At 71.6% G+C, this 26,226-nt stretch carries 16 protein-coding genes; 4 read left to right on the forward strand and 12 right to left on the reverse strand.

What is annotated here, in order from left to right:
• Positions 1 to 2: 2 nt before the first annotated feature.
• On the reverse strand, positions 3 to 1,583 hold the full coding sequence (gene guaA / locus IH68_RS0107530) for a glutamine-hydrolyzing GMP synthase (RefSeq protein WP_030930281.1): 1,581 nt from the start codon (positions 1,581 to 1,583) through the stop codon (positions 3 to 5).
• Positions 1,584 to 1,936: 353 nt separating this feature from the next.
• Here guaA and IH68_RS0107535 point away from each other — a divergent pair, with 353 nt between their 5' ends.
• Entirely contained in the window at positions 1,937 to 2,239 is a 303-nt protein-coding gene (locus IH68_RS0107535; RefSeq protein WP_030930284.1) for a chorismate mutase, read from the forward strand.
• A gap of 547 nt (positions 2,240 to 2,786) precedes the next feature.
• On the opposite strand, the gene IH68_RS0107540 is transcribed toward IH68_RS0107535, so the two are convergent.
• A complete protein-coding gene (locus tag IH68_RS0107540; RefSeq protein ID WP_030930287.1) occupies positions 2,787 to 3,917 on the reverse strand; it encodes a hypothetical protein in 1,131 nt (376 codons plus the stop codon).
• A 292-nt stretch (positions 3,918 to 4,209) separates the two neighbouring features.
• Between IH68_RS0107540 and IH68_RS57025 the strand changes: the two genes are divergently transcribed.
• Positions 4,210 to 5,199 (forward strand): LPXTG cell wall anchor domain-containing protein, encoded by a 990-nt coding sequence (locus tag IH68_RS57025; RefSeq protein WP_030930290.1) that lies wholly within the window; start codon positions 4,210 to 4,212, stop codon positions 5,197 to 5,199.
• A 72-nt stretch (positions 5,200 to 5,271) separates the two neighbouring features.
• On the opposite strand, the gene IH68_RS0107550 is transcribed toward IH68_RS57025, so the two are convergent.
• The 4 genes from IH68_RS0107550 to IH68_RS0107565 all read right to left on the reverse strand — a co-directional run bounded on the left by IH68_RS0107550 (position 5,272) and on the right by IH68_RS0107565 (position 11,567).
• Positions 5,272 to 7,050: a GMC family oxidoreductase N-terminal domain-containing protein gene (locus tag IH68_RS0107550; protein WP_030930293.1), complete on the reverse strand. Its 1,779-nt coding sequence runs from the start codon at positions 7,048 to 7,050 to the stop codon at positions 5,272 to 5,274.
• Positions 7,051 to 7,122: 72 nt separating this feature from the next.
• Entirely contained in the window at positions 7,123 to 8,736 is a 1,614-nt protein-coding gene (locus IH68_RS0107555) for a succinic semialdehyde dehydrogenase (RefSeq protein WP_030930296.1), read from the reverse strand.
• A 136-nt stretch (positions 8,737 to 8,872) separates the two neighbouring features.
• The gene (locus IH68_RS0107560; protein WP_030930300.1) at positions 8,873 to 10,615 is read right to left on the reverse strand and encodes a serine/threonine-protein kinase; all 1,743 of its coding nucleotides are present in this window, start codon (positions 10,613 to 10,615) and stop codon (positions 8,873 to 8,875) included.
• A 49-nt stretch (positions 10,616 to 10,664) separates the two neighbouring features.
• Complete coding sequence (locus IH68_RS0107565) at positions 10,665 to 11,567, reverse strand: MBL fold metallo-hydrolase (RefSeq protein WP_030930303.1); 903 nt, start codon at positions 11,565 to 11,567, stop codon at positions 10,665 to 10,667.
• Between the two features lie 72 nt (positions 11,568 to 11,639).
• Here IH68_RS0107565 and IH68_RS0107570 point away from each other — a divergent pair, with 72 nt between their 5' ends.
• Positions 11,640 to 12,542, forward strand: a complete 903-nt coding sequence (locus IH68_RS0107570; protein ID WP_030930306.1) for an AraC family transcriptional regulator — start codon at positions 11,640 to 11,642, stop codon at positions 12,540 to 12,542.
• Between the two features lie 7 nt (positions 12,543 to 12,549).
• Here IH68_RS0107570 and IH68_RS0107575 read toward each other — a convergent pair whose 3' ends face one another.
• From IH68_RS0107575 to IH68_RS0107595, 5 genes are all read right to left on the reverse strand, one after another.
• Entirely contained in the window at positions 12,550 to 14,124 is a 1,575-nt protein-coding gene (locus IH68_RS0107575; RefSeq protein ID WP_030930310.1) for a serine/threonine-protein kinase, read from the reverse strand.
• A 96-nt stretch (positions 14,125 to 14,220) separates the two neighbouring features.
• Positions 14,221 to 15,837 (reverse strand): protein kinase domain-containing protein, encoded by a 1,617-nt coding sequence (locus IH68_RS0107580; RefSeq protein ID WP_030930314.1) that lies wholly within the window; start codon positions 15,835 to 15,837, stop codon positions 14,221 to 14,223.
• A 72-nt stretch (positions 15,838 to 15,909) separates the two neighbouring features.
• Positions 15,910 to 17,592, reverse strand: a complete 1,683-nt coding sequence (locus IH68_RS0107585; RefSeq protein WP_030930317.1) for a serine/threonine-protein kinase — start codon at positions 17,590 to 17,592, stop codon at positions 15,910 to 15,912.
• 161 nt (positions 17,593 to 17,753) lie between these two features.
• The gene (locus IH68_RS0107590) at positions 17,754 to 20,606 is read right to left on the reverse strand and encodes a protein kinase (protein ID WP_030930321.1); all 2,853 of its coding nucleotides are present in this window, start codon (positions 20,604 to 20,606) and stop codon (positions 17,754 to 17,756) included.
• Positions 20,607 to 20,770: 164 nt separating this feature from the next.
• Entirely contained in the window at positions 20,771 to 23,017 is a 2,247-nt protein-coding gene (locus IH68_RS0107595) for a serine/threonine-protein kinase (protein WP_030930324.1), read from the reverse strand.
• A gap of 172 nt (positions 23,018 to 23,189) precedes the next feature.
• Here IH68_RS0107595 and IH68_RS0107600 point away from each other — a divergent pair, with 172 nt between their 5' ends.
• Complete coding sequence (locus tag IH68_RS0107600) at positions 23,190 to 24,233, forward strand: serine hydrolase domain-containing protein (protein WP_030930327.1); 1,044 nt, start codon at positions 23,190 to 23,192, stop codon at positions 24,231 to 24,233.
• Between the two features lie 78 nt (positions 24,234 to 24,311).
• On the opposite strand, the gene IH68_RS0107605 is transcribed toward IH68_RS0107600, so the two are convergent.
• Positions 24,312 to 26,018 carry a glycerol-3-phosphate dehydrogenase/oxidase gene (locus IH68_RS0107605; protein WP_030930330.1) on the reverse strand — a complete coding sequence of 569 codons (1,707 nt, stop codon included), beginning with the start codon at positions 26,016 to 26,018 and terminating at the stop codon, positions 24,312 to 24,314.
• Positions 26,019 to 26,226 lie beyond the last annotated feature (208 nt).

Below are 26,226 nucleotides of genomic sequence, written 5' to 3' on the forward strand. Positions count from 1 at the left end.
GCCTACTCCCACTCGATGGTGCCCGGCGGCTTCGACGTCACGTCGAGGACGACGCGGTTGACGTCCGCGACCTCGTTCGTGATCCGTGTCGAGATCTTCGCGAGGACGTCGTACGGCAGGCGCGACCAGTCCGCCGTCATGGCGTCCTCGGAGGAGACCGGGCGCAGGACGATCGGGTGGCCGTAGGTCCGGCCGTCGCCCTGGACGCCGACCGAGCGGACGTCCGCGAGCAGGACCACCGGGCACTGCCAGATGTCGCGGTCGAGGCCGGCCGCGGTGAGTTCCTCGCGGGCGATGGCGTCGGCCTCGCGCAGGAGGTCGAGACGCTCCTTGGTGACCTCGCCGACGATGCGGATGCCGAGGCCCGGGCCCGGGAAGGGCTGGCGCTGGACGATCTCGTCCGGGAGCCCGAGCTCCTGGCCGACCATCCGGACCTCGTCCTTGAAGAGCTTGCGCAGCGGCTCGATCAGCTGGAACTCGAGGTCCTCGGGGAGGCCGCCGACGTTGTGGTGCGACTTGATGTTGGCGGTGCCGGTGCCGCCGCCGGACTCGACCACGTCCGGGTAGAGCGTGCCCTGCACGAGGAACTCCACCGCCGGGCCCGCGTCCGCGATGATCTCCGCCTGCGCCTGCTCGAAGACCCGGATGAACTCGCGGCCGATGATCTTCCGCTTCTCCTCGGGGTCGGAGACGCCCTTGAGCGCGGTGAGGAAGCGCTCCTCCGCGTCCACGACCTTCAGCTGCACGCCGGTCGCGGCCACGAAGTCCTTCTCGACCTGCTCGGTCTCGCCCTTGCGCATCAGGCCGTGGTCGACGTACACGCAGGTCAGCTGGGAGCCGATGGCCTTCTGGACGAGCGCAGCCGCTACGGCGGAGTCGACGCCCCCGGACAGACCGCAGATGGCGCGCTTGTCGCCGACCTGCTCGCGGATGGCGGCGACCTGCTCCTCGATGACGTTCCCGGTGGTCCAGGAGGGGGTCAGGCCCGCGCCCCGGTACAGGAAGTGCTCCAGCACCTGCTGGCCGTGCGTCGAGTGCATGACCTCCGGGTGGTACTGGACGCCGTACAGCTTCTTCTCGTCGTTCTCGAAGGCGGCGACCGGGACGACGTCCGTGGAGGCCGTGACGGTGAAGCCCTCGGGGGCGGCGGAGCAGGCGTCGCCGTGCGACATCCACACCGACTGCTCGTCCGGGGTGCCCTCGAAGAGGGTGGAGCCGGCCTTGGAGACGTGCAGCGGAGTACGGCCGTACTCGCGGGCGCCGGTGTTGTCGACGGTGCCGCCGAGGGTCGTGGCCATCAGCTGGAAGCCGTAGCACATACCGAAGACGGGGACGCCGGACTCGAAGATCTCGCGGTCGAGGCGCGGGGCACCCTCCGCGTAGACCGACGAGGGGCCGCCGGAGAGGATGATCGCCGCCGGGTTCTTGGCGAGCATCTCCGCGACCGGCATGGTGCTCGGCACGATCTCGCTGTAGACCCGGGCCTCGCGGACGCGACGGGCGATGAGCTGGGCGTACTGCGCGCCGAAGTCGACGACCAGGACGGTGTCGGGAGCGGCGGCAGCGGGGGTCGCTGATGACACGGGGTGCCTTCCGGCGGTCGGGCGGGGGTCTGTGGTTTCGATTCTAACGGGGTGCGGGATGGTCGCCTCCCGTCCGATCTGGGGGCTGCGCCCCCAGACCCCCGCTTTCGGCCCGAACACGGCCTCGTCCTCAAACGCCGGACGGGCTGGTTATACTCACCGCATGCTCAAGATGGCGACCTTCCTCTTTACCTATGGCAACCGGCCCGCCGGCTGCCATGGTCGTGCTGCTTGAGCTACTGACAAGCGACTTCCCAGGCGCCCCGGGCCGACAAGGCCCGGGGCGCCTGTCGTTTTCCGGGTCCTGCCGCTCCGGGGCACCGCATCCCACCCACCCGACGAGGAGCCCCGACATGACCGTCACCGCAGCTGAGAAGAACGCCTCGGACAAGACCGGCGCCCGTACCACCGAGGCCGCCGACGTGATCACCGGTGCGCGGGAGCGCATCGACGCGCTCGACGACCGGATCATCGGTCTGATCCAGGAACGGATGGCCGTCTCCGCCGTCATCCAGGAGGCCCGCATCGCCTCCGGCGGGCGGCGTGTGAACCTGTCCCGCGAGATGGAGGTCCTCGGCCACTACAGCGAGGCCCTCGGCAAGCCCGGTACGCCCCTCGCCATGACGCTGCTCGAACTGTGCCGCGGTCGCATCTGAGTTCGCAGTCCCTTTAACCCGTACGGCGCGTGACCGCCCGGCGAACCCCTTCGTTGGTGGTGGTGTCCGTGCCAGCCAGGGGCGGGCCCGAAAGAACCACGCGTGGCTTGCTGGAGTGATGAGACGTACGGGTCGTGCCGAACGTCGTGGGACCTCACTCCAGGGTTGTGGCCGGACGGCAGGGGACAGCAGCCCGGTCACCCAAGAGAACGGTCGGTCCCGGGGACGCCCGGGGCCGACCGGCGGAAAATGCAAAAATGCACAACCCTGGGTCAAACGGTTGCGTACGCCCCGTCCATCCAGCACGATGCGTAGAAAGCCCCCAAGTCCCGCCGCAGACAACTGCATTGCTTGCACTTCCGTACCGTCAGAGGTCGAGACCATCCGCGCGCCCCGAATGCGCCGGGGCGGCGACCCAGGGCACACAGGACAAGCGGCGCAACCCCCCGGCGCCGCTCCCAGGCACCGGCGCTGCCCTGACGTCGGTGCTGACGGAGAAGGGCCCCGCGGCCAAGTCCGCGGGGCCCTTCGCATGTCCGTGTACCGCTCAGACCCTGGACACCGTCCCGCAGCCCCGCGCGGGGTCGCCGTCGATGCCCTTGCTGCGGTCGTACGGGTCCGTCGTCGGGCCCGTGGGAGGGGCGCCGGTCGCGATGTCCGACGTGAACTCCGGGTGCAGGTAGCCGTCGTGGACGTCACAGGCGGAGTTGCCGACGTCGCGGTCGTAGCGGCGGACGGTGATCTTGCCGGGGGTGACCTTGTAGCGGACCGGGTCGGACATCTCGATGTCGAGGACGCGGCGCACGATGGTGCGGGTGACCTCCTTCGAACCGCCGGTGCGGGCGACCGGGTAGACGAAGGTGTAGTCGGCGTGCACGGCGACGGAGGACTGTTCGCCGGCTTTGAAGGTGATGCGGCCGCGGGTCTTGATCACGTCGCCGACGAGCCTGATCTCCGTCGGGTCGAAGCGGCTGAACATGGACAGCGGGTCGTGCTTCTCGTCCGGCTTGTCCAAGGACGTGTTGAGCCGCGTGAGGAGGTCCGTCTGCCGCGGCTCGATCACGCCGAGCGCGGTGGCGGGGCGTTCGCCGCGCAGGGTGGCCGAGTTGAGGTTCCCGTCGACCAGGAGGGTTCTGGTCTGCTGCAGGGCCTGCTCGACCTGGGCCTTGGAGAGCGTGCCGACGGGGGTCGCCTTCGGCAGGACGATGCCCGCCGCGCCGTCGGCCCAGCGCTCGGCCGGGGAGCCGGCGAACGGCCGGGCGAAGGAGGGGGTTTCGGAGTCGGCCGGGGAGGGCGGGGCGGTGGGGGCCGCGGTCTCCGCCGGGAGGGGGGAGGCGGAGGGGCCCTTGTCGGCCTCAGCGCCGAAGGGGTCGCCGGGGACGACCGACGGTTTCACGGCCACGACGGCCACGGCGACGGCGAGGAGGACGCCGAGCACCGGCCAGATGCGGCGGCGTTCGCGGCGGGCCGGTCCGGCGCGCCAGCTCTCCGGGCTCTCGCCGCGCGCGTCCTGCTGCCGCAGCCGCTCGGTGACCATGCGGGCGCGGGCGGAGGGCTCCTTGGGGGCGGACCCGAGCCCCGCCTCGGCCTCCTTGAGGAACTTGTCCCACACGTCGTCGGGTATGGAAGGCTCCTCGCCGGAACCGGATCTCCGCTCTTCGGAAGGCCTGTCGGCCACGACTCGGACGCCTTTCTGTCAGGGCTCTTCGGGGCTCATCGAGGTACTCGCCGGGCGGCTGTCATGTGCATCGCCTGTCGAGCAGCAGAGCGTACGTGACCCGGGCACGTAAAGAATGCGGCCCTCATGAACTGCTGCTCGCTGCGGGTGAGTGACGTAGGGCACATAAGAAATCTGTGAAGGCCGGCACAACCATTCACAGGGTTCACGGATCCAACCAGGCGAACCAAGGGCCACACCCGCGCCCCACACGCGGAGCCCTCCCATTGGACTGGACTCCCGTGAGGTTGTCATGAAGCTTCGTCGTGCCATGGGCGTCGCGGCCGCCACCGCGGTCATCGCGCCCCTTGCGCTGCTGTCCGCGCCCGCCGCCTTCGCGGACGAGACGCCGACCGCAGGCGCCACCGAGACCGTGTCAGAGACGCCCACCGAGACCGGGAGCGACACGGCCTCGGCGACGCCGACGGACACCGGCCTGTCCACCGACACGGCCACGCCGAGCGCCCCGCCGTCCAGCTCGACGCCGACCACGAGCGCCCCCGCGAGCGAGTCGGGCAAGCCCACGTCCTCCACGTCGGCCGAGCCGAGCGAGGACCCGTCGCCCTCCGACGGACCGGTCGACGAGTGCAAGGACTCCAAGGTCGACGTCAGCATCACCGGTCTGCCGGGCAAGATCGCGGCGGGCAGCGGCTGGCACAAGTTCTCGCTGAACGTCCTCAACAACTCCGACTCCACGCTGAACGACCTCGACTTCTTCGCTGGGGCCTCCCCGGACAAGAACGGCGAGGACCTGTTCAAGAGCAAGCAGGTCCGGCTCCAGGCGTGGAACCCGGACGACAAGGTCTGGGAGAACCTGGACGAGGGCGGTTACGCGGTCGGCCACGTCGGCTACGCCGACGAGCTGAAGCCCGACTACGAGATCGACATCCCGCTCCGCGTCAACGTCACCTCGTCCGCCCCGGTGGGCGCCGGCTTCTCGCTCGGCGCCACGATCTACGGCGACAGCGACGACGAGTGCGTCGGTTTCGGCGAGGTCGCCTACAAGTTCCAGATCGTGTCCGGCGGCACGGACACGTCCGGCACCAAGCCGCAGGAAGGCGGCGAGGCCCCGGTCACGGACACGAAGCCGTCCAGCGACACACCGAAGGTCACCGGCAGCCTCGCCGCGACCGGTTCGAGCTCCGCCCTGCCCGTGATCGGCCTCGTCGGCGGTGTCGCCGTCGTCGCCGGTGCCGGTGCGGTGTTCGCGGTGCGTCGCCGTCGGGCCGGCGCCGGCGCGTAACAGCAGCTCACTGCAAGGAGAGAAGGACCCGCACTCGGAGGGGGGTGCGGGTCCTTCGCTGTGTCCGATCGCCTACTTCTTCGGCGGCACCGCCGGCATTCCAAGGAACGGCAGCTTCAGTGCGCCGAAGGCGTCCGCCGGGACCGCCGGGGCCTTCGGTTCCACCGGCTTCAGGCGTTCGTACGCCGCTCCCTGCGCCGGACGCGGGTCCTCCTCGCCCTTGTTGGGCCAGTACGACATCGCGCGCTCGGCCTGTGCGGTGATCGTGAGGGACGGGTTCACGCCCAGGTTGGCCGAGACCGCTGCGCCGTCCACCACCGAGATGCCGGGGTGGCCGTAGAGGCGGTGGTACGGGTCGATCACACCGGTCTCGCGCGAGCTGCCGATCGGGCAGCCGCCGAGGAAGTGGGCGGTGAGGGGGGTGCCCATGAGTTCGCCGACGTTCGAGCCCGCGAAGCCGTTGATGTCGGCGGCGATGGCGGCTGCGCCCTCCGAAGCGGCCCTGATCTGCTTGGGGTTGGGGGCGCCGTGGCCCTGACGGGCGGTGAGCAGGCCCTTTCCGACGCCGTCCGGCTTGAGGTACGTCGTCAGCGAGTTGTCCAGCGACTGCATCACCAGGCCGATGATGGTCTTCTCCGACCAGCGGCGGTTGGAGAGGGAGCGCAGCACGAGGACGGGGTGGCGGGCCGCGTTCGCCAGCCAGCCCATGAACCTCGACGAGCCTTCCGCGTACGGCACCTGCAGGATGGACAGGCTGCCCATCGAGTTGGAGCCCTTGCCGTAGCGGACCGGCTCGATGTGGGTGTTCTCGTCCGGGTGGATGGACGAGGTGATGGCGACTCCCTTGGTGAAGTCGACCTTCGGTGCGCCGGTCGCCTTGCGGTAGCGGCGGTCGTCCGTCTGCGCGCCGACCAGCGCCTCGGAGTTGGTCCGGGTCAGCTCGCCCAACTTATCCGAGATGTACGGGAGTTGACCGCCGGACTTCATGCGGTGCAGCAGGGTCTGGGTGCCGTAGGTGCCGGCGGCCAGGACCACCCGGCGGGCCTTGAAGGTGCGGCCCTTGGACTTCTTCTTCTCGTCGGTGGGGAGGGTGGCGACGGCGTAGCCGCCCTGCGAGTCGTCCGTGATCGACACGACCGTCGTCATCGGGTGCACGACGGCGCCCGCCTTCTCGGCGAGGTAGAGGTAGTTCTCGTTGAGGGTGTTCTTCGCGCCGTGGCGGCAGCCGGTCATGCACTCGCCGCACTCGGTGCACGCCTTGCGGGCCGGGCCCGCGCCGCCGAAGTAGGGGTCGTCGACCTGCCCGCCGGGCGCCGCCTTCGACTTCCCCTCCGCGTCCTTTCCGTCGCCGAAGAACACGCCGACCGGGGCCATGTGGAAGGTGTCGCCGACGCCCATCCGCTCGGCCGCGGCCTTCAGGTGTACGTCGGACGGGGTCATCGTCGGGTTCAGCCGTACGCCGAGCATGCGCTGCGCCTGGTCGTAGTACGGCTTCAGCTCCTCCTGCCAGTCCGTGATGTCACGCCACTGGGGGTCCTCGAAGAACGGCTTCGGCGGTACGTAGAGGGTGTTGGCGTAGTTGAGGGAGCCGCCGCCGACGCCTGCGCCGGCCAGGACCATGACGTTGCCCAGCAGGTGGATGCGCTGGATGCCGTACATGTGGAGCCGCGGGGCCCACAGGTAGTTCTTGAGATCCCAGGAGTTCTTGGGGAGGGATTCGCGGGTGAAGCGGCGGCCGGCCTCCAGGACACCGACGTGGTAACCCTTCTCCGTCAGGCGCAGGGCGGTGACGGAACCGCCGAAGCCCGATCCGACGACGATGACGTCGTAGTCGTAAGCGTCCTGAGGCACGTGTGCTCCTCGTTGAGTGTCCGTGCGGGTTGTCGGTGGTTGCTCGCGCAGTTCCCCGCGCCCCTAAAGGCCCTACCGGAACCGGAAAGCTTTCATCAGCCGGAGGCTGCGGCTCATGAACTGCGCGTACTTCTCGTCGTCCATGCCCAGCGACGGGGCCATCGGGAGCAGGCGCTGCTGGGCGACCGTCTGGGCCTCCGTGTACTTGAGGATGCCCTCGGAGCCGTGGCGGCGGCCGAGGCCGGAGTCCTTCATGCCGCCCATCGGGGACTGGACGCTGCCATAGGCGGGGGCGTAGCCCTCGTTGACGTTCACGGTGCCCGTGCGCAGGCGGGAGGCGACCTCGCGGCCGCGGCTGCCGTTCTTCGTCCAGACCGAGGAGTTCAGGCCGTACGGCGTGGAGTTGGCGTGCTCGATCGCCTCGTCGTCGGTCTTGAAGCGGTAGATCGAGACGACCGGGCCGAAGGTCTCCTCGGTGCAGACCGACATGGGCTCGGTGACGCCGTCGAGGATGGTCGGCTCGAAGAAGTACGGGCCGATGTCCGGGCGGGCGACACCGCCGGCGACGACCTTCGCTCCCTTCGCCACGGCCTCCTCGACATGGCGGGTGACCGTCTCCAGCTGGCGTTCGCCGACCAGGGAGCCCATGTCGGCGCCGTATGCGAGGGACGTGCCGAGGCGCATGGCCTTGGTGCGGGTGGCGAAGCGCTCCAGGAAGGCGTCGGCGATCGACTCGTGGACGTACAGCCGCTCGATGGAGATGCAGAGTTGGCCGGCGGAGGAGAAGCAGGCGCGGACCGCGCCCGCGGCCGCCTTCTCGATGTCGGCGTCGTCCAGGACCAGCATGGCGTTCTTGCCGCCGAGTTCGAGGGAGACGCCGACCAGGCGGGCGGCGGCACCCTGGGCGACCTCGCGGCCGGTGCGGGTGGAGCCGGTGAAGGAGACGTAGTCGGCGTGCTTGACGATCTCGGGGCCGACGACCGGGCCCTCGCCGAGGACGACCTGGAAGACGTCGGCCGGCAGGCCGGCCTCGATGAGCAGGTCGCGGGCCCACAGGGCGGTCAGGCAGGTCTCCGTGTCCGGCTTCATGACGACCGCGTTGCCCGCCACGAAAGCCGGGAGCGCGTCGCCGACCGAGAGTTCCAGGGGGTAGTTCCACGGGGCGATCTGGCCGACCACACCGCGCGGGTGACGGAGTTCGGTCACCTTCGTCAGCGTCGGCATGGCGCCCGCGTGCCGCTTCGGCTTCAGATACGCGGCGGCCCTGCGGCCGTAGTGACGGCTCGCGACCGCGACGGCCTGGACCTCCTCGTGGGCGTGCAGCCGGGCCTTGCCGGTCTCCAGCTGGATCAGGTCGAGGACCTCGGCCTGGCGGGCGAGGATCAGGTCGTGGAAGCGGAGGAGGACGGCCGCGCGCTGCCGGACGGGGGTCTGCGCCCAGACCGCCTGTGCCGCGCGGGCCGCCTCGTAGGCCTTGGCGACGTCCGCGGGCGTGGACTCGGGCAGGTCGGCCAGCTTCTCGCCGGTGAACGGCGTGTGGTTGGCGGTGCGTCCGGAGCCGACCACGCCCTTGGTGAGCTGGGCGATCAGCTCGGGGGTGACCACGTCGGCGGCGGTACGGGCGCCTTCGGGGGCGGGGGCGAGAGGGTTCGTGCCGGTCTTGGCCTCGGCATGCGCTTCCGTCATGAGGCGCAGGGTATGACGGCGCGGGGCCTTTGGGTACCCGTCGGTAACGCGGCTTCACGGAGTACACACACGCCGCCAGTGCTCACTGGCAAGGTTTGCGCTGATCAGGCGTTGTGCGGGGACACCGGGGAGCGGTTCAGCTTTTTCCGATCACGAGGCGGTCACGTGCACCCTTGAAGAGGGCGGTGCCCTTCTTCTCGGCCGGTGTCCCCTTGGGCATGTCCACGCGCAGTTCGTACATGCGTCCGTCGTCGGTGCGGATCACCAGCTGCATCACCCGGGCCGGGCTGCCGTCCAGGCCGTAGGAGGTGTCGACCTGGACGGCCTCGTAGCCGTGAAAGGTGGTGCGGGTGTACTGGGTACGCGCGTCCCCGCTGTAGCCGTTCCAGACGTTGTGCGCCTGCTGCGCCTGGGCCATCGGGGAGCGGGGGGCCTTGTCCCACTGGGTGAGGCGGACGGTGACCCTGCCGTCGGGCCCGTCGTACTCGACGAGACGGGGCGGGCTCGCTGCGCTGCCTTCCCTGGCGGACTCCCGATACCGGCTCGGCAGGGTCAGCACGGCGTTCATGCCCTGCTCCCGGTGCGCGGTCCAGGCGGTGGCGCTGGGGCTGGGGGCCGCCTCGCGGGCCGGGGCCTCGGTGAGGGTGGCGGTGTGTTCGGTGACGCCTCCGCCGTCGGACTCGTCGAAGTAGGAGGTTCCGAGCCAGGTGCCGCCGACGAGCAGGGCGGCGAGCGCGGCAAGGGAGGTGCGGCGGCGCAGGAGGGCCCGCTTCGGGGCGGGATCCGGATGGGGGACGCTCGCGGTCGGGGGTTCGGCGGACGGCTCGGGGTCGGACGACTCGGGGTCGGCGGACGGCCGGGGCCCGGAGGAGGGTGCGGTGTCGGATTCCGGTACGGCCACCGGGCCCGCCTCCGGCACAGGGGCCGGCGTGTCCGGCGCGGGCGCCGCCCCCAGCCGTACGGTTCCCACGTCGTCGGCGAACTCCCGCAGTCCCGTCGTGTCCTGGGCCGCCGCCGCACCGGTCTCGACCTGCGGTACCGGCCAGCCCTCCGCGACGGCCTCCAGCACCGCCCCGGTCTCCTTCGCGCCGGGCCGCAGTTCCGGGTCCTTCACCAGCAGCCGGGCGATCAGCGGGCCGAGCGGTCCGGCCTGTTTCGGCTCGGGCGCGTCGGAGGCGATGACCGCGGCGAGCGTGGACTCCACCGTCGTGCGCCGGAACGGGGAGATCCCCTCCACGGCCGCGTACAGCAGCACGCCCAGCGACCACAGGTCGGAGGCGGGACCCGCGCCCCGGCCCGACATCCGCTCGGGTGCGACGAACTCCAGGGAGCCGACGAACTCCCCGCTGACGGTGAGGGATTCCTCGCCCTGGACGTGGGCGATGCCGAAGTCGGTGAGGACGACACGGCCGTGGGCGCCGAGGAGGACGTTGGCGGGCTTGACGTCCCGGTGCACGATGCCGACGGCGTGCGCGGCGTCCAGGGCGCCGAGGACGGCGAGGCCGATACGGGCGGCTTCGGAAGCCTCGACCGGGCCGCGCCGGAGGACTTCGTGGAGGGACTCGCCGCGGATCAACTCCATGACGATCCAGGGCAGTCCGTCCTCCTCGACCACCACGTCATGGATGGAGACGGCGGCCGGGTGGTCGACGCGGGCGGCGGCGCGGGCCTCGCGGTAGAGGCGGTGGGCGGCCCGCCGGCGGTGCTCGTCCTCCGGGTCGCCGGGCAGCCGCGGCTGCTTGACGGCGACGTCCCGCTCCACGAGTTCGTCGTACGCCTGCCAGACGGTGCCCATCCCGCCGGAGCCGATGCGCTCGGTCAGCCGGTAGCGCCCGCCGAGCAGCCGACCTTCGCGCGTCCGTTCGCCGCCTGCACTCATGCCCCATGAGTACCTTGCGGAACGGGGACTTGTCGACGCGGGGCCTGAGTTACGGAATCCAGGGGGCGAAGGCGAGCGTGTCGCCCCGCCGCCGCACCTCCACGGCCCCCGATCCGCCGAAGTGCGCCGGGATCAGCAACTCACCTTCGTCCACGGCGCGTTCGAGCACCCGGCGGCGGCTGATGGCCGCCTGCCCGGGGTCCAGGCAGAAGCAGCTGCTGCACTCGGGGTGCAGGATCTGAACCGGGCTGTGCAGCAAGTCCCCTGCGAACACCGCCCGTTCACCGCGCGAGGCGACGCGCAGGACGGACGAGCCGGGGGTGTGGCCGGGGGCGGTCTCCAGGGTGAGGTGCTCGTCGATGCGGTGTTCGCCGTCCCACAGCACGGCCTGCCCGGACCGGTGCACGGGCGCGACGCTGTCCTCGTGGATCAGCCGGTCGTCCGGGCGTACGCCGCCGCCGTATCCGCCGTCGGGGCCGAAGTGGTGGTCGTCGGCGGCCGGGAGGAGGTAGTCGGCGTTCGGGAAGGTGGGCACCCAACTGCCGTTCACGTCATGGGTGTTCCAGCCGACGTGGTCGCCGTGGATGTGGGTGTTGACGACGACGTCGACGTCCTGAGGCCGCACTCCGGCCTGCGCCAGGCGGTCCGGGAAGTCGCCCCGCCGCTGATGGAAGAGGGCGTTGCCGGGCCGCTCGCGGCCGTTGCCCACCCCGGTGTCGACGAGGACGGTGCGGCCGCCGCTGCGGACCACCCAGGTCTGCAGCGCGACCACGGCACGGTCACTGCCGGGCTCCCAGTGGTCAGGGACGAGCGCCTCCCGGTTGTCCTGCCACACCTCGGCGCCGACGCCCGGAACGAGGTCCCGGGCCGGGGCGTAGGGCGCCCGCCACTCGACGACCCGGAGCACCTCGACGTCACCGATCATGAAACTCTGCACGTTCTCATCAGCCATGACAGGAACCCTAGAAGCGCTGCGGTGAGCATTCCAATGCCCGTCCGGCTCATTCGGATACGCTTGCGTCTCATGGACGTGGTGAGTGACGCGATCTCCGCCGTACGCATCGGGCAGCCCTCCTCGAACCGGCTGCGGGTCGCCGGCACCTGGTGCACGCGGCTCGCCCCGTACGAGGGCGCGGGGTTCCACGTGGTCCTCGCGGGCGGCTGCTGGCTGCTGCCCGACGGGGGCGGCGAGCCGGTGACGCTGGGCGCGGGGGACGTCGTACTGCTGCCGCACGGGGCGGGGCATGTGCTGGCGGACGCACCCGGCGATACGACGCGGGCCGTGCCGTTCGAGGAGATGAGACCGCCGGCGGGGGCGCCGGGCGGGCGTGAGGTGGAGTTGCTGTGCGGCAAGTACCGCCTCGACCGCAGCCGGGTGCACCCGCTGCTGGCGGAGCTGCCACAGGTCGTCCATCTGCCGAACCGGGTCGGCTCCCATCCCGAGCTGCGCGCTGCCGTGGACCTGCTGGCCCGCGAGCTCGACGAGCGCCGCCCGGGTTCCTGCCTGGCCCTGCCGAGCCTGCTCGACCTGCTGCTGATCTACATGGTGCGGGCGTGGACGACGGAGGCCGACACGGCGGCGGGCGCCTGGCCGGCCGTACTCAGCGACCCGGTGACGACGGCCGCCCTCCGCGCCCTGCACTCGGACCCGGCCGCCCCCTGGACCAACGACCGGCTGGCCGCCGAGGCGGGCGTCTCCCGTGCGACGCTGGCCCGCCGGTTCACCGCCCTGGTCGGCCGCCCGCCCATGGCGTATCTGACCTGGTGGCGGCTGACCCGCACGGCCACGCTCCTGCGCGACACCGACGCCCCGCTGGCCTCGGTGGCCCGTTCGGCCGGGTACAGCAGCCCGTACGCCCTGTCGCACGCGTTCAGCAGGGAGTTCGGGGTGACTCCGGGGAGGTATCGCGCGGAGGTGCGGCGCTGACGGCGGGTCAGAGTTTGTCGACGTCGAGATTCGCGATCGCCGCCTGCGCCACCTCGCGTCCGCGCGCGGTGAAGTCGCCCTTGCCCGGATAGCTCACGATCAGCTTGTACAGGTCGCCGGCCGAGGACTTGTAGTAGAAGATCCGCACCTCGCGAGGGAGCGGGTGCTGGCTGTCGTCGGTCTTGTACGCCACCGTGTTCTCGGCGGACGGTTTGTCCCTGTATGTCGTCAGCCTGGTCTTCGTCTTCGTCTGCGGACCGGCGGGCATGTTCAGCTCGTACGCGCCGCTCTGCTTGAACGTGCCGTTGTCGTCGTACATCTGGGCGGCCGCGGAGTCCTTGATGGTGCCGCCGGTGTCCTCGGACTTCTTCTGGAGGCTCAGGGTGATCCCGATCGCGCCGCTCAGGTCGCTGTACGTGACCCAGTGGTTCTTGTCGGTCTTCCGGTCGGGCAGCTGCCGCTCGTAGCCATCCGGTACCGCCAGCGTCGCGGCCACGTCGCTCTCGTGGTGGGTCTTCCAGCCGTCGGGCAACGGCCCCGCGAAGGGATTCGCGATCACCAGGTACGCCGCCACGGCCGCCACGAGGACGCCCGCGCCGGCCCCGAACCACGCCTTGCGGCCGAACCGGAGCCCCCGGGTGACGATCCGTCCGGGCTGCGTGGGCTGCAAGGGCGCCGCGACCGGCGGGTTCGCGGTCTGTTCCAGCAGCGCCCGGACCTGGGCGGCGTTCGGACGTCTCGCCGGGTCCTTCTGCAGCAGGCCCGTGATCAGCTCGGCCAGCGGTCCCGACGCCGAAGCGGGCGGCGCCGGCGTGGCGTTGAGGACCGACTGGAGGGTGGCCGGCGTGTTGCTGCGGCGAAAGGGTGAGACGCCCTCCGTGGCCGCGTAGAGGACCACGCCGAGGGACCAGAGATCGGAGGCCGGGCCGGGGCGCTGGCCCAGGACCCGTTCCGGGGCGATGAATTCGGGCGAGCCGACGAAGCCACCCGTGTCCGTCAGGCTGGTCTCGCCCTCGATCTGGGCGATGCCGAAGTCGGTCAGGACGACACGGTCGTGGCGGCCGAGGAGCACGTTGTCCGGTTTCACGTCGCGATGCAGGATGCCCGCGGCGTGCGCGGCCTCCAGCGCGCCGAGCACCTCCAGGCCGATCCTGGCGGCCTCGCGGGCGTCCAGCGTGCCCTCCTGCAGGGCGCTGCCGAGCGAACGGCCCCGCACGAGTTCCATCACGATCCACGGCCGGCCGTCGACCACCGCCACATCGTGGACACTGACCACCGCCGGGTGGTCGAGACGGGCCGCGGCGCGGGCCTCGCGGCGCATCCGCTCGAAGACGTTGGCGCGTTCACGTTCGGGAAGATGGTCCGGGACGCGGGGCTCCTTGACGGCCACCTCGCGGTCGACGGTCTCGTCCTTGGCTCGCCACACCGTGCCCATGCCACCGTGCCCGAGCTTCGCCAGCAGCCGGTAGCGGCCCGCGATGAGCCGACCGGCGCCGGGCTCCGACTGCCGAGGTCTGGGAGGTTGCAGAACAAAACTCGTCGTGTCGTCGGACTCGTGGCCGACTCCCCCGCTGCTGCTCATGGACCATCCATATCGCGCCAGACGCTCACTCATCCAGCGTTGGCGCATTCCGGTCACACACCCGTGACGTACCCCCGAGCGATCCCGACCTGCACCTCACCCGGCCACGAACGTGTCCACCGCGACGTCGAAGTACTCCTTCGCCTCCCGCACCTTGCCGACCGGCGCCGACACCCACACGTCGTACATCCGGCCGCCCTCCTCCCAGCACAGGTCGTACGTGTGCCGGGGCCCCTCGGCCGTGCTGAAGCCGTTCCAGGTGAACTCCCAGAGGGCGGCGGGGTGTCCGTGCCGTGTGGTCGAGGTGACCCGGCCGTCGTGGTAGCCGGGGTTGGTGTCGGAGCCCTTGGCGGCGGCGCGCCGCATCACCGCGAGCGGGCCGCCCGGGGCGGGGTCGGTGGCCTTGATGCCGAGCCGGAAGGTTTCTCCCGACGACAGGTAGAAGACGCGCTCGCCCTGCGGTGTGCGGGTGAAGTCCTCCGGTACGGCGAGGGAGAAGCCGGCCGGGTCGTCGGCGACGCGGTAGCCGGAGGGGGCGGAGGGGAGGGTCGCGGTGACGGGAGGCTTGGGCGGCGTGTGCGAGGGGCTGGGTGTCCTGGAGGGGGGTGACGGCGACGCGCTCACCGAAGTCCGCGGCGCCGAACTCGTCGGCGTACCACCGCCCCCTTCGCCGCCGCGGTTCATGAGCAGCGCCGCCGCCGAGACCCCCGCCCCGGCCATCGCTGCGACCAGCAGTGCGGCCACCAGCACGCCCCGGGTGGAGCGCCTGGTCTCCACCGTGGGCGACGGCGAAGGCGACGGCATGGGCAGCGGCGCGGGCGGGCGGGGGACGTCCCGCTCGGTCGGTGTGTAGCCGGGGGGCAGGGCCGGGGTGTGGCCGGTGTCGCGGTAGGCGCGCAGCATCCGCTCGGCCTGCGCCGCGTCCAGCCGGCGGTCGGGATCGCGCTCCAGCAGGCCCAGGACGACGGGCAGGAGCGGCTCGGCCTGCGCGGGCGGCCGTATCTCGTCGAAGACGACCGCATGCAGGATGCCGCCGAGCGAGTCGCGCCGGAACGGGGACTCGCCGCTCAGCGCGGTGCACAGCAGCGCGCCCAGCGACCACAGGTCGGACTCGGGGCCGGTCCTGGCCCCGGACATCCGCTCCGGCGCGGTGTACTCGGGCGAGCCGACGAAGGAGCCGGTCTCGGTGAGCGTGGTGGCGCCCGCGACCTGGGCGATGCCGAAGTCGGTGAGGACGACCCGGTCCGTGCCGGACTCCAGCAGGACGTTGGCCGGCTTGATGTCGCGGTGCAGCACCCCGGCCTCGTGCGCCGTGCGCAGCGCGCTCAGCAGGGCGGCCCCGATCCGGGCGGCCTCGGCGGGGGCGATCGGTCCGCGTTGGGAGATGCGGTCGGCGAGGGAGCCGCCGTCGATCAACTCCATGACGATGTAAGGGCGTTCGTCGTGCTCGACGACGTCGTGGACGACGATGATGTGCGGGTGGCGCAACTGGGCCACCGCCCGCGCCTCGCGCAGGGTGCGGTCGCGCTGCCGCCTGGTCTCCTCCGCGGAGAGCGTCTCGTCGAGGTCGAGGGGGAGTTCCTTGACCGCCACCTGCCTGCCGAGCAGCTCGTCGGTCGCCCGCCACACCACGCCCATGCCACCGCGCCCGAGTCTCGCCTCAAGCCGGTAACGGCCCGCTATGACACGGACGCCTTCCCCCTCGGTCCCCATGCGCCCCATCATGCCGCACCGGACGGACCTGCTCCGGGGTGGCGACCGGCCAACCCCCGTCCGGCCCAACGGCTACTGGGAGGTCTTCTCCTGCCAGCCCTGAAGGACCCACTTGAACTGCTTGCTCGTCTCGGCCCAGTCGGCCGCGGGCGACGAGATGTAGATCGCGTACTCGGTGCCGTCCCCGGACATGTACGTCTCCTCGACGGCGCGGCGCGGACCGGGGAAGGGGACCTCCGGCTGCCCCTTCAACGCGGTCCAGCTGTACTCCCAGACGGAGCCGGGCCGGTCACGGTAGATGTTCTGTTCCAGCCGCACGCGGTGGTAGTCGGCGAAGCGTTGCTCGAGCGTCTGCTCCAGGTTCAGCTGGTGGGAACGGGCGTCCTTGAAGTCCGGCGCGGTGTCCATGGCGATGCGGACGAAGTGCCTGCCGTTGTCGGGTGTGTAGTCGACCTGCCTGAGCTCGCTCGGGACGCCGACGACCTTCCGGCTCCAGCCCTTGGGCAGGTAGACGGTGAAGCCCCAGGGGTCGTGGTACGCCTGCCACGTGGCGGGAACGTTTCCGTTGGCGTTCGGGCTGGGCGAGCTGGACGGCGTCGGGCTCTGCGACGCGGAGCCACCCCTTGCGTCGCTCGTCGTTTCCTGGTCCCACAACTGCAGTGCCACGGCCGCGCCGCCGCCGACGATCGCCGCGAAGGCGATCGAGAGGACCAAGGTGCGCAGACGTCGGCGTTTCGGAGCGGGACCGGTGGTCGTCCGGTGCTCCGGGCCCATCCCGGTCGGTCCGATCGACGTCGGCCCGGTCATCGGCGGGTACGGCGTGCCGGAGCCCGACTGCGGACCCGTGCGGGAGCCGGTGTGCGGCCCGGTGCCGGTGCTCCCGGTCTCGTAGCGGGAGCCCGTGTGCTGTGTCGGCACATACGCCTGCGCCGCGTTCGACCGCCGTCCCTCCGCCGCCTCGGCGAGCATCTGCTCGGCCTCGGCCGCCGACGGCCGTGCGGCGGGCTCCTTGTGCAGCAGCGCGGCCATGACGGGCCCGAGCGGACCGGCGTGCTGCGGATCTGCGGCGTTCTCCTCCACGACCGCCTGCATGGTGGACAGCGGCGAGGTGCGGCGGAACGGCGACCTGCCCTCCACCGCCGTGTACAGCGTGGCGCCGAGCGCCCACAGGTCGGAGGCGGGGCCCGGGTCGTGGCCGCGGACCCGCTCGGGGGCGAGGTAGTCGACGGAGCCGACGACCTCTCCGGTGCGCGTGATCGTCGTATCGCCCTCGATCTGGGCGATGCCGAAGTCGGTGAGCAGGACGCGGCCGTCGTGGCCGATGAGGACGTTGCCGGGCTTCACGTCGCGGTGCAGCACTCCGGCGGCATGCGCGGCGCGCAGCGCGCGCAGCACCCACAGTCCGATGCGCGCGGCCTCGGCGGGCTCGACGCGCCCCTGCTCCTTGACCGCGTCGGCCAGCGAGTAGCCCTCGACGAGCTCCATCACGATCCACGGGCGGCCGTCGTGTTCGAGCACGTCGTGCACGGTGACCACGGCGGAGTGGTTGATGCGCGCGGCGGCACGCGCCTCGGCCCGGGTGCGCGCGAGGAGTCGCTCCTGCTCGCTCTCGGACACATAGAGCGCGGCGGTCAACTCCTTGATCGCGACGGCCCGGTGCAGCACCTCGTCGTGTGCTCGCCACACGCGGCCCATGCCGCCGCTGCCGATCGAGTCGGCGAGCCGGTAGCGGCCCGCGACAAGCTGGCCCTGCATCTGATTCACGTTGCCCCGCAATGCTCTTGACAGGGTCAGACTAAGGACCGGCCCGTAAACAGGGAACAACGGGGGTCCCAAGGAGACCGCACTGTGACGGTTGTCGCTTCGGGGCCCGTACAGCAACCGTTTTCGTCTTCACGGACCCCTCACAGGTGAGGTCAGCCGGTCACCTGATACGTGGCCGACGCCTGCTCGTACAGCTTCGTCACCTGGTCCCGCTGCGACTCGGGACCGCGTACCTGCACGATGTGGTACCGCCCGTCGATGAGCATCGCGAGGTTGCGCACATACAGGTCGTTCCCGCTGTCGTCGGTCCAGGTGAACTGCCCTTCCGCCATGGTCCGGGTGCCCACCGTGACGGTGCGCAGCCCGGTCGCGGTGGCCCAGCTGGAGCTGCGGTACGGCTGCAACTCGTGCTCCGTGTCCCGCTGGTACGCCATCGGGTCGCTGCCGTAGGTGACCGCGCCGTCGCGTCCCTTCACGACGATGAGTTCGAAGGCGCCGTGCGAGTACACCACCTGGTTCCAGCTGTTCTTTCCGGCCCGCGACCAGCCCTTGGCCACGGCGATCCGGAAGCCCTCGGGATCCTTGCGCAGCGTGAAACCGTCGGCGACGACGGGCCCGGTGGTCTGGCTCTCGCTCGCACCGGCCGAATTCGAGGGGCTGCCCTCGGACTTGGGCGAGGTCTGGTCGGGGCGCGGCTGGCTGCTCGCGCCCTTGTCCGACTGCTCGGGGGCGGGGCCGACCTCCCCCGCACTGCCGGTACGGTCGCTGCCCGCCGCGCCCTTCTCCCCGGCCTTCGGCATGAACAGCACGGCGTACGCGACCGCCGCGGCCAGCAGGAGCAGGACCAGCACAAGCAGGGTGCGGCCCAGGCTGCGCGGCGAACGCGCCTGCTCCTTGGCCCGCTTGTGCCGTCCGTGCGCGCTGGTCGCGGGCAGTCCGGCGCGCCGCCTGCGCACCAGCTCGCCCCGCCGCCGTACGACGGGCAGCCGACTGGCGTCGGCGGGCGGTGCGGCTATGACGTGCGCGCCGGCGTCGGGCTCGGGCGCGGACCGCACGAGGGATCGCAGCCAGCCCCTGAGCTCCTCGAAGTCCAGCCGCTCGGTGGGGTCCTGACGCAGCAGCGACTCCACGACCGGCCGCAGCGGCCCGCACTCCTCCGCGAAGGCGGGCGGCTCGGCGCACACCATCTGCACCAGCTCGGCCGTCGACTCCTCCGGATACGGCGCATGTCCCTGTACGGCCCTGAAGAGCAGCGCCCCGAGCGCCCACAGGTCGGTCGCGGGCCCGATGGGCGCCGCCAGCTGCCAGTTCTCGTGCACGGGCCCGGCCTGCTCCGGCGCCCACCGCTCCGTCACGGGCCCGACCACGGCCATCCGCGCCTGCCGGGCCCGCTCGGCGGCGAGCGGGGTGGCGGGACCGCGCGGGGCGGGGGTGCCGGCCACGAGGTCGTCCCAGCGGCTGGGGGGTGTGGCGCCGGGCGGGAGCGGGGCGGGAGTGTGGGAGCCGGGTGCCGGAACGCCCGTCGGGGGAGCTTTGTCCAGGCGGGGGGTCGGAACCCCGGAGGGCGAGGGAGCACCGGCGCCGGGCGCTGTGCCGCGCTGCGCCCCGTAGGTGCCGCCGTTGCCATAAGGGCTTCCGCCGGCATGGGAGGCGCCGTCACCCGGCGGGAGTGCCGTACGGCCGCCCTGGCCGGCAAGACCAGTTGCTCCACTGCCGTAGGCACTTCCGCCGGCATAGGAGCCATCGTCACCAGGCGGGAGTGCCGTACGGCCGCCCTGGCCCGCGAGACCGGCCGGTTCACCGCCCTCGACGGCTGGTGCCCCGCCGACTCCGCTGCGGGGCGCGGCCCCGTGCCAGGCGCTCGCGCCGTACGGGTCGGCTATCTGCCCCGGCGGGGCGGTGGTGCGCGAGGAGACCTCGGAAGTGTGTGTCTGTGCTGTGCCGCTGGCCTGCGAGGCGGGGCCGCCCTCGGGCGCGGAACGGGCGCCGGGCAGCGCCGCCCGCCCGCTCTGCTGCGCCTCCTGAACCCTGGCCGCGGCCCGGGCGCCCGCCCGGTACGCGGCGATCGCCCCGGCCCGCGCGGCCCGGATGTCCCCGCCGCTCTCCAGGGCCTTGGGCGCGAGCGCACCCGGCGCCCCCGCCCCGTTCGCCGGGTCCGCCCCGGCGCTCGGCAGCCCCCCGGCCGTACGCGCCCGGATGGCGGCACGCCGAGCAGCCTCGGGGTCGGCGCCCCCGGGCCCGCCTTGAGTGCCCTGGAATCCAGGGGAGCCCTGGGCGCTCTGCGCACCCTGGCCGCCCGGCAGAGCCGGTCCACCCTGCCCACCCGGCTCACCCGGGGAACCGCCCGCAGGTCCGAACCCGTCGCCACCGTCACCCTCCGGGGCCGGTACCGGGTCGTACCCGCACAGCGCCTCCTCCGCCGCCCCGACCGCGAGGCCGGTGAGCATCACCCGGCCGTCGTCGCAGACCAGCACCGTACGGGCCGTGATGTTCCGGTGCACCCAGCCATGGGCGTGCAGCACACGCAGCGCCATGAGGACGTCGGAGGCCACCTCGGCCGCGCGATACGGCGTGAGCGGCTTCTCGGCGAGCAGCGCCGCCAGCGGCCGCGCCGCCACCAACTCGCTGACGATCCACAGCGAACCGCCCTCGGCGAACACGTCGAAGACCTGGTCGAGCCGTGGATGGTCGGGGATCTGCGCCGCGGCCTGCGCGGCCTCGACCGCACGCCGTACGGCCGGGTCGGTGGGCCGCCGCACCCCGGTGCGCGCCGCGGACCGCCCGCTCCCCCGCTGCCGCGGGTCACGCGCCGTGAAACCGTCCGGCAGCCCCTCGGCGTCGAGCACCTCCGCCTCGACGACCTCGGGCAACGGCACCTGCCTGACCAGGACTTCCTGACCGCTGTAGGTGTCGAAGGCGCGGGTGTCGGTGAGTTCGTACTCGTCGGCGGGTGGCAGCGGCAGGCGGTAGCGGTCGGCGAGAACCCGTCCCGCATAGTCGTCCACGTTGCCTCCCCCGGCCGCCCGGTTGGTCAATTCCGTTCGCCTTGCGCCCCGTTCCGAACCCATACCTGGATGCGTACGGTCCGCAAACACTCACGATACGTGCCGGAGGCAACCCGCAATGAGGGGATGCCAGATCTCACGGCTCAAACACGGGTTCGGTCACATCACGACTTGGGTTCGAACGTCTTCGCGAGGGTCTTCCAGGTGTCCTTACGCAGGCCGCTGTCCCAGTTCGCGGCTTTCGCCGTGTACATCAGCGCATATCCGAGATGGTCGTTGACGACGAACCCCCGGTCGATCGTCCGGTACTCCGTCCCGCTCTCCACATAGGTGAACTCCCAGTCGGCGGTGTTCCAGTCGCGGTAGTCCACCTCCTCTATGCGGATCTTCTGGTACTGCGAGCGCGTCATGTAGCGCTCCTGGTTCTTCCAGTCGGCCACCGGGTCGCCCTTGGGCGTGGACGTCCAGGCGACGAGCAGCTTCTGCCCGTCGGGCCCGGTGAACCGGTCCCCGGCGGCACTCGCCCCTTGGTACTTCCACCCCTTGGGCAGACCGATCGAGTACCCCTGGCTCCCCTTGTACGCCGTCTCCACCGTGCTGTCGCCGGACGACCCGCCGTCTCCCGCACTGCTGCCGCCGGACGCGGTCGGACTGTTGCTGGGGGTACTGCCGTCCGTCGACGCCGACGTGGACTGCGCGTCGCCTCCGTCCGCACGGCTGGCGCCGCTCGTGTCCTCCTTGGCGCGGGCACTGGCGGACGCACTGACCGCGGCCTTCCCGCCGCTGTTCTTGCCGCCGTTCGAACTCTTGCCGTGGTCCCCGCCGAACACGACGGCCAGCACGGTCCCGACCACGGCGAGCACGATCACCACCGCGATGATCACCAGCGTCCGCTTCGGCACCACGTCGGTGAGCGGCGCCCTCGGCACGGGCCGCGGCGGCAGATCCGGCGGCGGCACGACCGGCCACCCCGAACTGCGCCCGCCGGCCTGCGCATTCGCCCCTTGCGCCCCGTTCTCTGGGCCCCCGGAAGCTGCACCTGCCGAAGCGCCCGCGGAACCCGAAGCCGCCGATGAACCGGAACCGGCAGAGGTACCGGAAGGCGCCTTGGCTCCCGAAGCTGCCGACGAAGCCGAGGACTGCACCGCAGCCGACGGCGACGATGACGAGGCCGGCCGTGGAGCCGGAGGCACCGCAGGCATCGGAGTCGTCGGAGCGGGAGGAGCCGGAGGAGCAGGGGGTGCCGGCGGAGCCGAAGCACCGGCTGCACCCGACGCCCCGGCGGACTTGGTGCCCTCGGATCCCGAACCGGCCGTACCGTTCCCCGACTTGGCGCGGGCCGCAGCCGCCGAACCGGCCGCCGCTCCCGCCGCCACGGCGGCCTTCCGCACGGAACGCAGCGCCCCGCGCAGCTTCTCCGCCGCCTCCTCGCCCCGCTTGCCGCCGGAGCCGCCCGAACTCGCCTTGCCCCCGTCGGGCTGCACCGGCAACGGCACGACACGCGTCGCGTCCATCGGCGGCTCCGGCTCGGCCTCCTTCGGCTCGGGCGCGTGGATCACACGGTTGAGCATCGCCCGCGCACCCGCGTCGTCGAGCCGCTTGGCGGGATCCTTGGTCAGCAGCCCGTAGATGACGTCCTTCAGCGGCCCCGCGTTCTTCGGCTCCTCCACCGGCTCGGTCATCACCGCGGTGAGGGTGGCGATCGCGGAACCCTTGTCGTACGGCGGCACTCCCTCGACCGCCGCGTACAGCAGTCCGCCGAGCGACCACAGGTCGGCCGCGGGGCCCGGCTTGTGCCCGCGGGCCCGCTCCGGGGAGATGTAGGAGGGCGCGCCGACGAGCATGCCGGTCGAGGTGATGGACGGGTCGCCCTCGACCTGGGCGATACCGAAGTCGGTGAGCACGACCCGGTCGGTGTCGGACTCCAGCAGGACGTTGGACGGCTTCACGTCACGGTGCAGGATGCCCTCGCGGTGCGCCGAGCGCAGCACGTCGAGGATCGCCAGCCCGACCTCGGCCGCACGCCTGGGCTCGAGCAGGCCGTCCTCCCGGATGACCTCGGCGAGCGACTTGCCCTCGACGAGCTCCATCACGATCCACGGCCGGTCGTCCTCTTCGACCACGTCGAAGACCGTCACCGCACTGTTGTTGCGGATCCGCGCGATCGCCTTGGCCTCGCGCAGCGTCCGCGTGATCAGCCGGCGTTTCTCGTCCTCGTCGATGTTCGACGGGAACCGCAGTTCCTTGACGGCGACCGTCCGGCCCAGGGTCTCGTCCTCGGCCCGCCACACCGTGCCCATGCCGCCGCGGCCGAGCACCCTCCCCAGCCGGTACCGCCCGGCGAGAAGACGCTCGCTGTTGTCCTGACGAGTGTCCTGACGAGATGTCCCCGCCCGCTCCGCCTCCGACATGCGTCCCCTCATGCAACCCGCCCTGACAGAGCCTCCATTGTCCCTCACCCGACAAGTGCCCGACGCCCAGGGTGCCCCTGGCACCGTACGAGGAGCCTGTGCACCCGGGGCCCCGCCGGACCGCGCGTCGCGCCACCCTGCATGATGGGCCGCGACAAGGGAGGACCTCGCGATGCCGCCGCTCCGGACGCTACTGGCCGTGCCCGTGTCGCTCCTGCTCCTCACTCTGTCCCCGACCGCCTCCTCGGCCCCCGCGGCACCGGCCACGGACACGCTCCTGCCCCTCCTGGTCACGCAGGGCAGAGCCCCCGCGGCAGCCCTCCTGGCCCACGAGGACTCCGGCACCCGCTACGCCCACGCCGGCCGGGGCATCGCCCGTACCGACCACTTCCGCGCCGGCAGCATCACGAAGACCTTCATCGCGACGGTCGTCCTGCAGCTCGCGGCGGAGCACCGGCTGTCCCTGTCCGACACCGTCGAGCAGCATCTGCCCGGCCTGGTGCGCGGAGCCGGCAACGACGGCCGCACCATGACCCTGCGCGCCCTGCTCACCCACACCAGCGGACTGAACGACTTCACCGTGGACACCAGAGGCCTCGTTCCCCTCTCCCCTCGTCAAGCCGTACGCATCGCGCTCACCCATCCCCCGGCCGAGGCCGGCCGCTACTCCTACTCGAACACCAACTACGTGGTGCTCGGCATGGTCATCCAGCAGGTCACCGGCCACTCGTACGCCACCGAGGCCGAGCGCCGCATCATCGCTCCGCTGGGTCTGACGGGCACCTCCTTCCCCGGCTCCCGTACCTCTCTGCCCTCTCCGCACGGCCGCGCCTACGCCACCGACGGAACCGACGTCACCGAGCTCGACCCGCGGGTGGCCGGAGCCGCGGGCGAGCTGGTGACCACGCTCGCCGACCTCGACCGCTTCTACGCGGCCCTGCTGGGCGGCGAACTGCTGCCCTCGCGCCGACTGCGCGAGATGCGCGACACCCGCACCGCACACGGCCTGTACGGCATGGGCCTGTTTCCCGAGAAGCTGCCGTGCGGCATCACGGTGTGGGGACACAACGGACGCATCACCGGCAGCTACGTGCGCACCGCAGCCACCGTCGACGGCCGGCATGTCCTCACCTTCCGCGTGAACACGACGGCGATCGCAGATCCCGGCCTCGAACCGGCCCTGCTCGCCGCCGAGTTCTGCCCTCGCACTCCGTAGAACGGCCGGGTTCCGAACGAAGATCCCGGTTCGCGCCACTCGTTCGAGTGATGTCCGGATGCCTGGACGCGCGGTGCCCTACAACGGCACGATGTCGGGCGCCCCCAACCGCGCCGCATCCGCCGTCAGGTCGTCCGGCTGCCGCTGCGACTCCCGCTCGGCCTCCACCCGCTTCTCGTAGTGCTCGACCTCGCGCTCGATCTGGTCCTTGTCCCAGCCGAGCACCGGCGCCATGAGTTCTGCCGCCTCCCGTGCGCTGCGCGTTCCCCGGTCGAAGGTCTCGATGGAGATGCGGGTGCGCCGGGTCAGTACGTCGTCCAGGTGCCGGGCGCCCTCGTGCGAGGCGGCGTACACGACCTCGGCGCGCAGATAGTCGTCGGCGGCGTGCAGTGGCTCCCCGAGCGAGGCGTCGGTGGCGACGAGGTCGAGGACCTCCTCCGCCATCGACCCGTACCGGTTCAACAGATGCTCCACTCGCACCACATGAAGACCCGTCCGCGCCGCGATCCGCGCCCGCGCGTTCCACAGTGCCCGGTAGCCCTCGGCTCCCAGCAGCGGCACGTCCTCCGTCACGCACTCGGCGACCCGCAGGTCGAGGCCGTGCACCGCCTCGTCCACCGCGTCCTTGGCCATCACCCGGTACGTCGTGTACTTGCCGCCCGCCACCACGACAAGGCCGGGCGCGGGATGTGCCACGGTGTGCTCGCGGGACAGCTTGCTGGTGGCCTCCGACTCGCCGGCCAGCAGCGGGCGCAGCCCCGCGTACACGCCCTGCACGTCGTCCCGTGTCAGCGGCACCGAAAGGACCGAGTTCACGTGCTCCAGCAGGTAGTCGATGTCGGCGCTGGACGCGGCCGGGTGCGCCTTGTCGAGGTCCCAGTCGGTGTCCGTCGTGCCGACGATCCAGTGCCGGCCCCAGGGGATGACGAACAGCACGGACTTCTCGGTGCGCAGGATCAGCCCTGACGAGGAGCTGATGCGGTCCTTCGGTACGACCAGATGGATGCCCTTGGACGCCCGGACGTGGAACTGGCCGCGCTCGCCCACCATGGCCTGGGTGTCGTCGGTCCACACACCGGTCGCGTTGACGATCTGCTTGGCGCGGATCTCGTACTCGCCGCCCCCCTCGACGTCCTGCACGCGCGCGCCGACGACCCGTTCGCCCTCCCGCAGGAAGCCCGACACGCGCGCGCGGTTGGCCACCTTCGCGCCGTAGGCCGCCGCCGTGCGCACCAGGGTGGCGACATAACGGGCGTCGTCCATCTGGGCGTCGTAGTACTGCAGGGCCCCGACCAGCGCGTCCTTCTTCAAGGCGGGTGCCACGCGCAGGGCGTGGCGGCGGGTCAGATGGCGGTGCGTGGGCAGGCCGCGGCCGTGCCCTCGGGCCATCGACATCGCGTCGTAGAGCGCGACGCCCGAACCGGCGTACAGGCGCTCCCAGCCCTTGTGCTGCAGCGGGTAGAGGAACGGCACCGGCTTCACCAGATGCGGCGCGAGCCGCTCCAGCAGCAGGCCGCGCTCCTTCAGCGCCTCCCGCACGAGGGCGAAGTCGAGCATCTCCAGATAGCGCAGTCCGCCGTGGATCAGCTTGCTGGACCTGCTGGATGTGCCCGACGCCCAGTCACGCGCCTCGACCAGCCCCGTGGACAGACCGCGCGTCACGGCGTCCAGGGCGGTGCCCGCACCGACCACGCCGCCGCCCACGACCAGTACGTCCAGCTCGCGCTCGGCCATTCCCGCCAGTGACTCGGCTCGCTGCGCCGGCCCCAGTGTCGCTGTCCTCACCGCTGCCTCCCGCTATCGGTAGCGTCGGCCGCACCCGTCGGGCGAAGCCCGTTGCCTAACCCCCATGCCCAAATTCTGACCGGCTTGCCCGGCTTCAGCCACTAGTCGCCCCCAGCCTGTGGACAACATTCCCGAGACCTGCGGAAAACACGGACAACCAATCCAGCAAATCGGTCATATTTACTCCTAGTGTGACATTGCGCTTCGC

Source organism: Streptomyces sp. NRRL S-646, assembly GCF_000720765.1.
Lineage (GTDB): Bacteria > Actinomycetota > Actinomycetes > Streptomycetales > Streptomycetaceae > Streptomyces.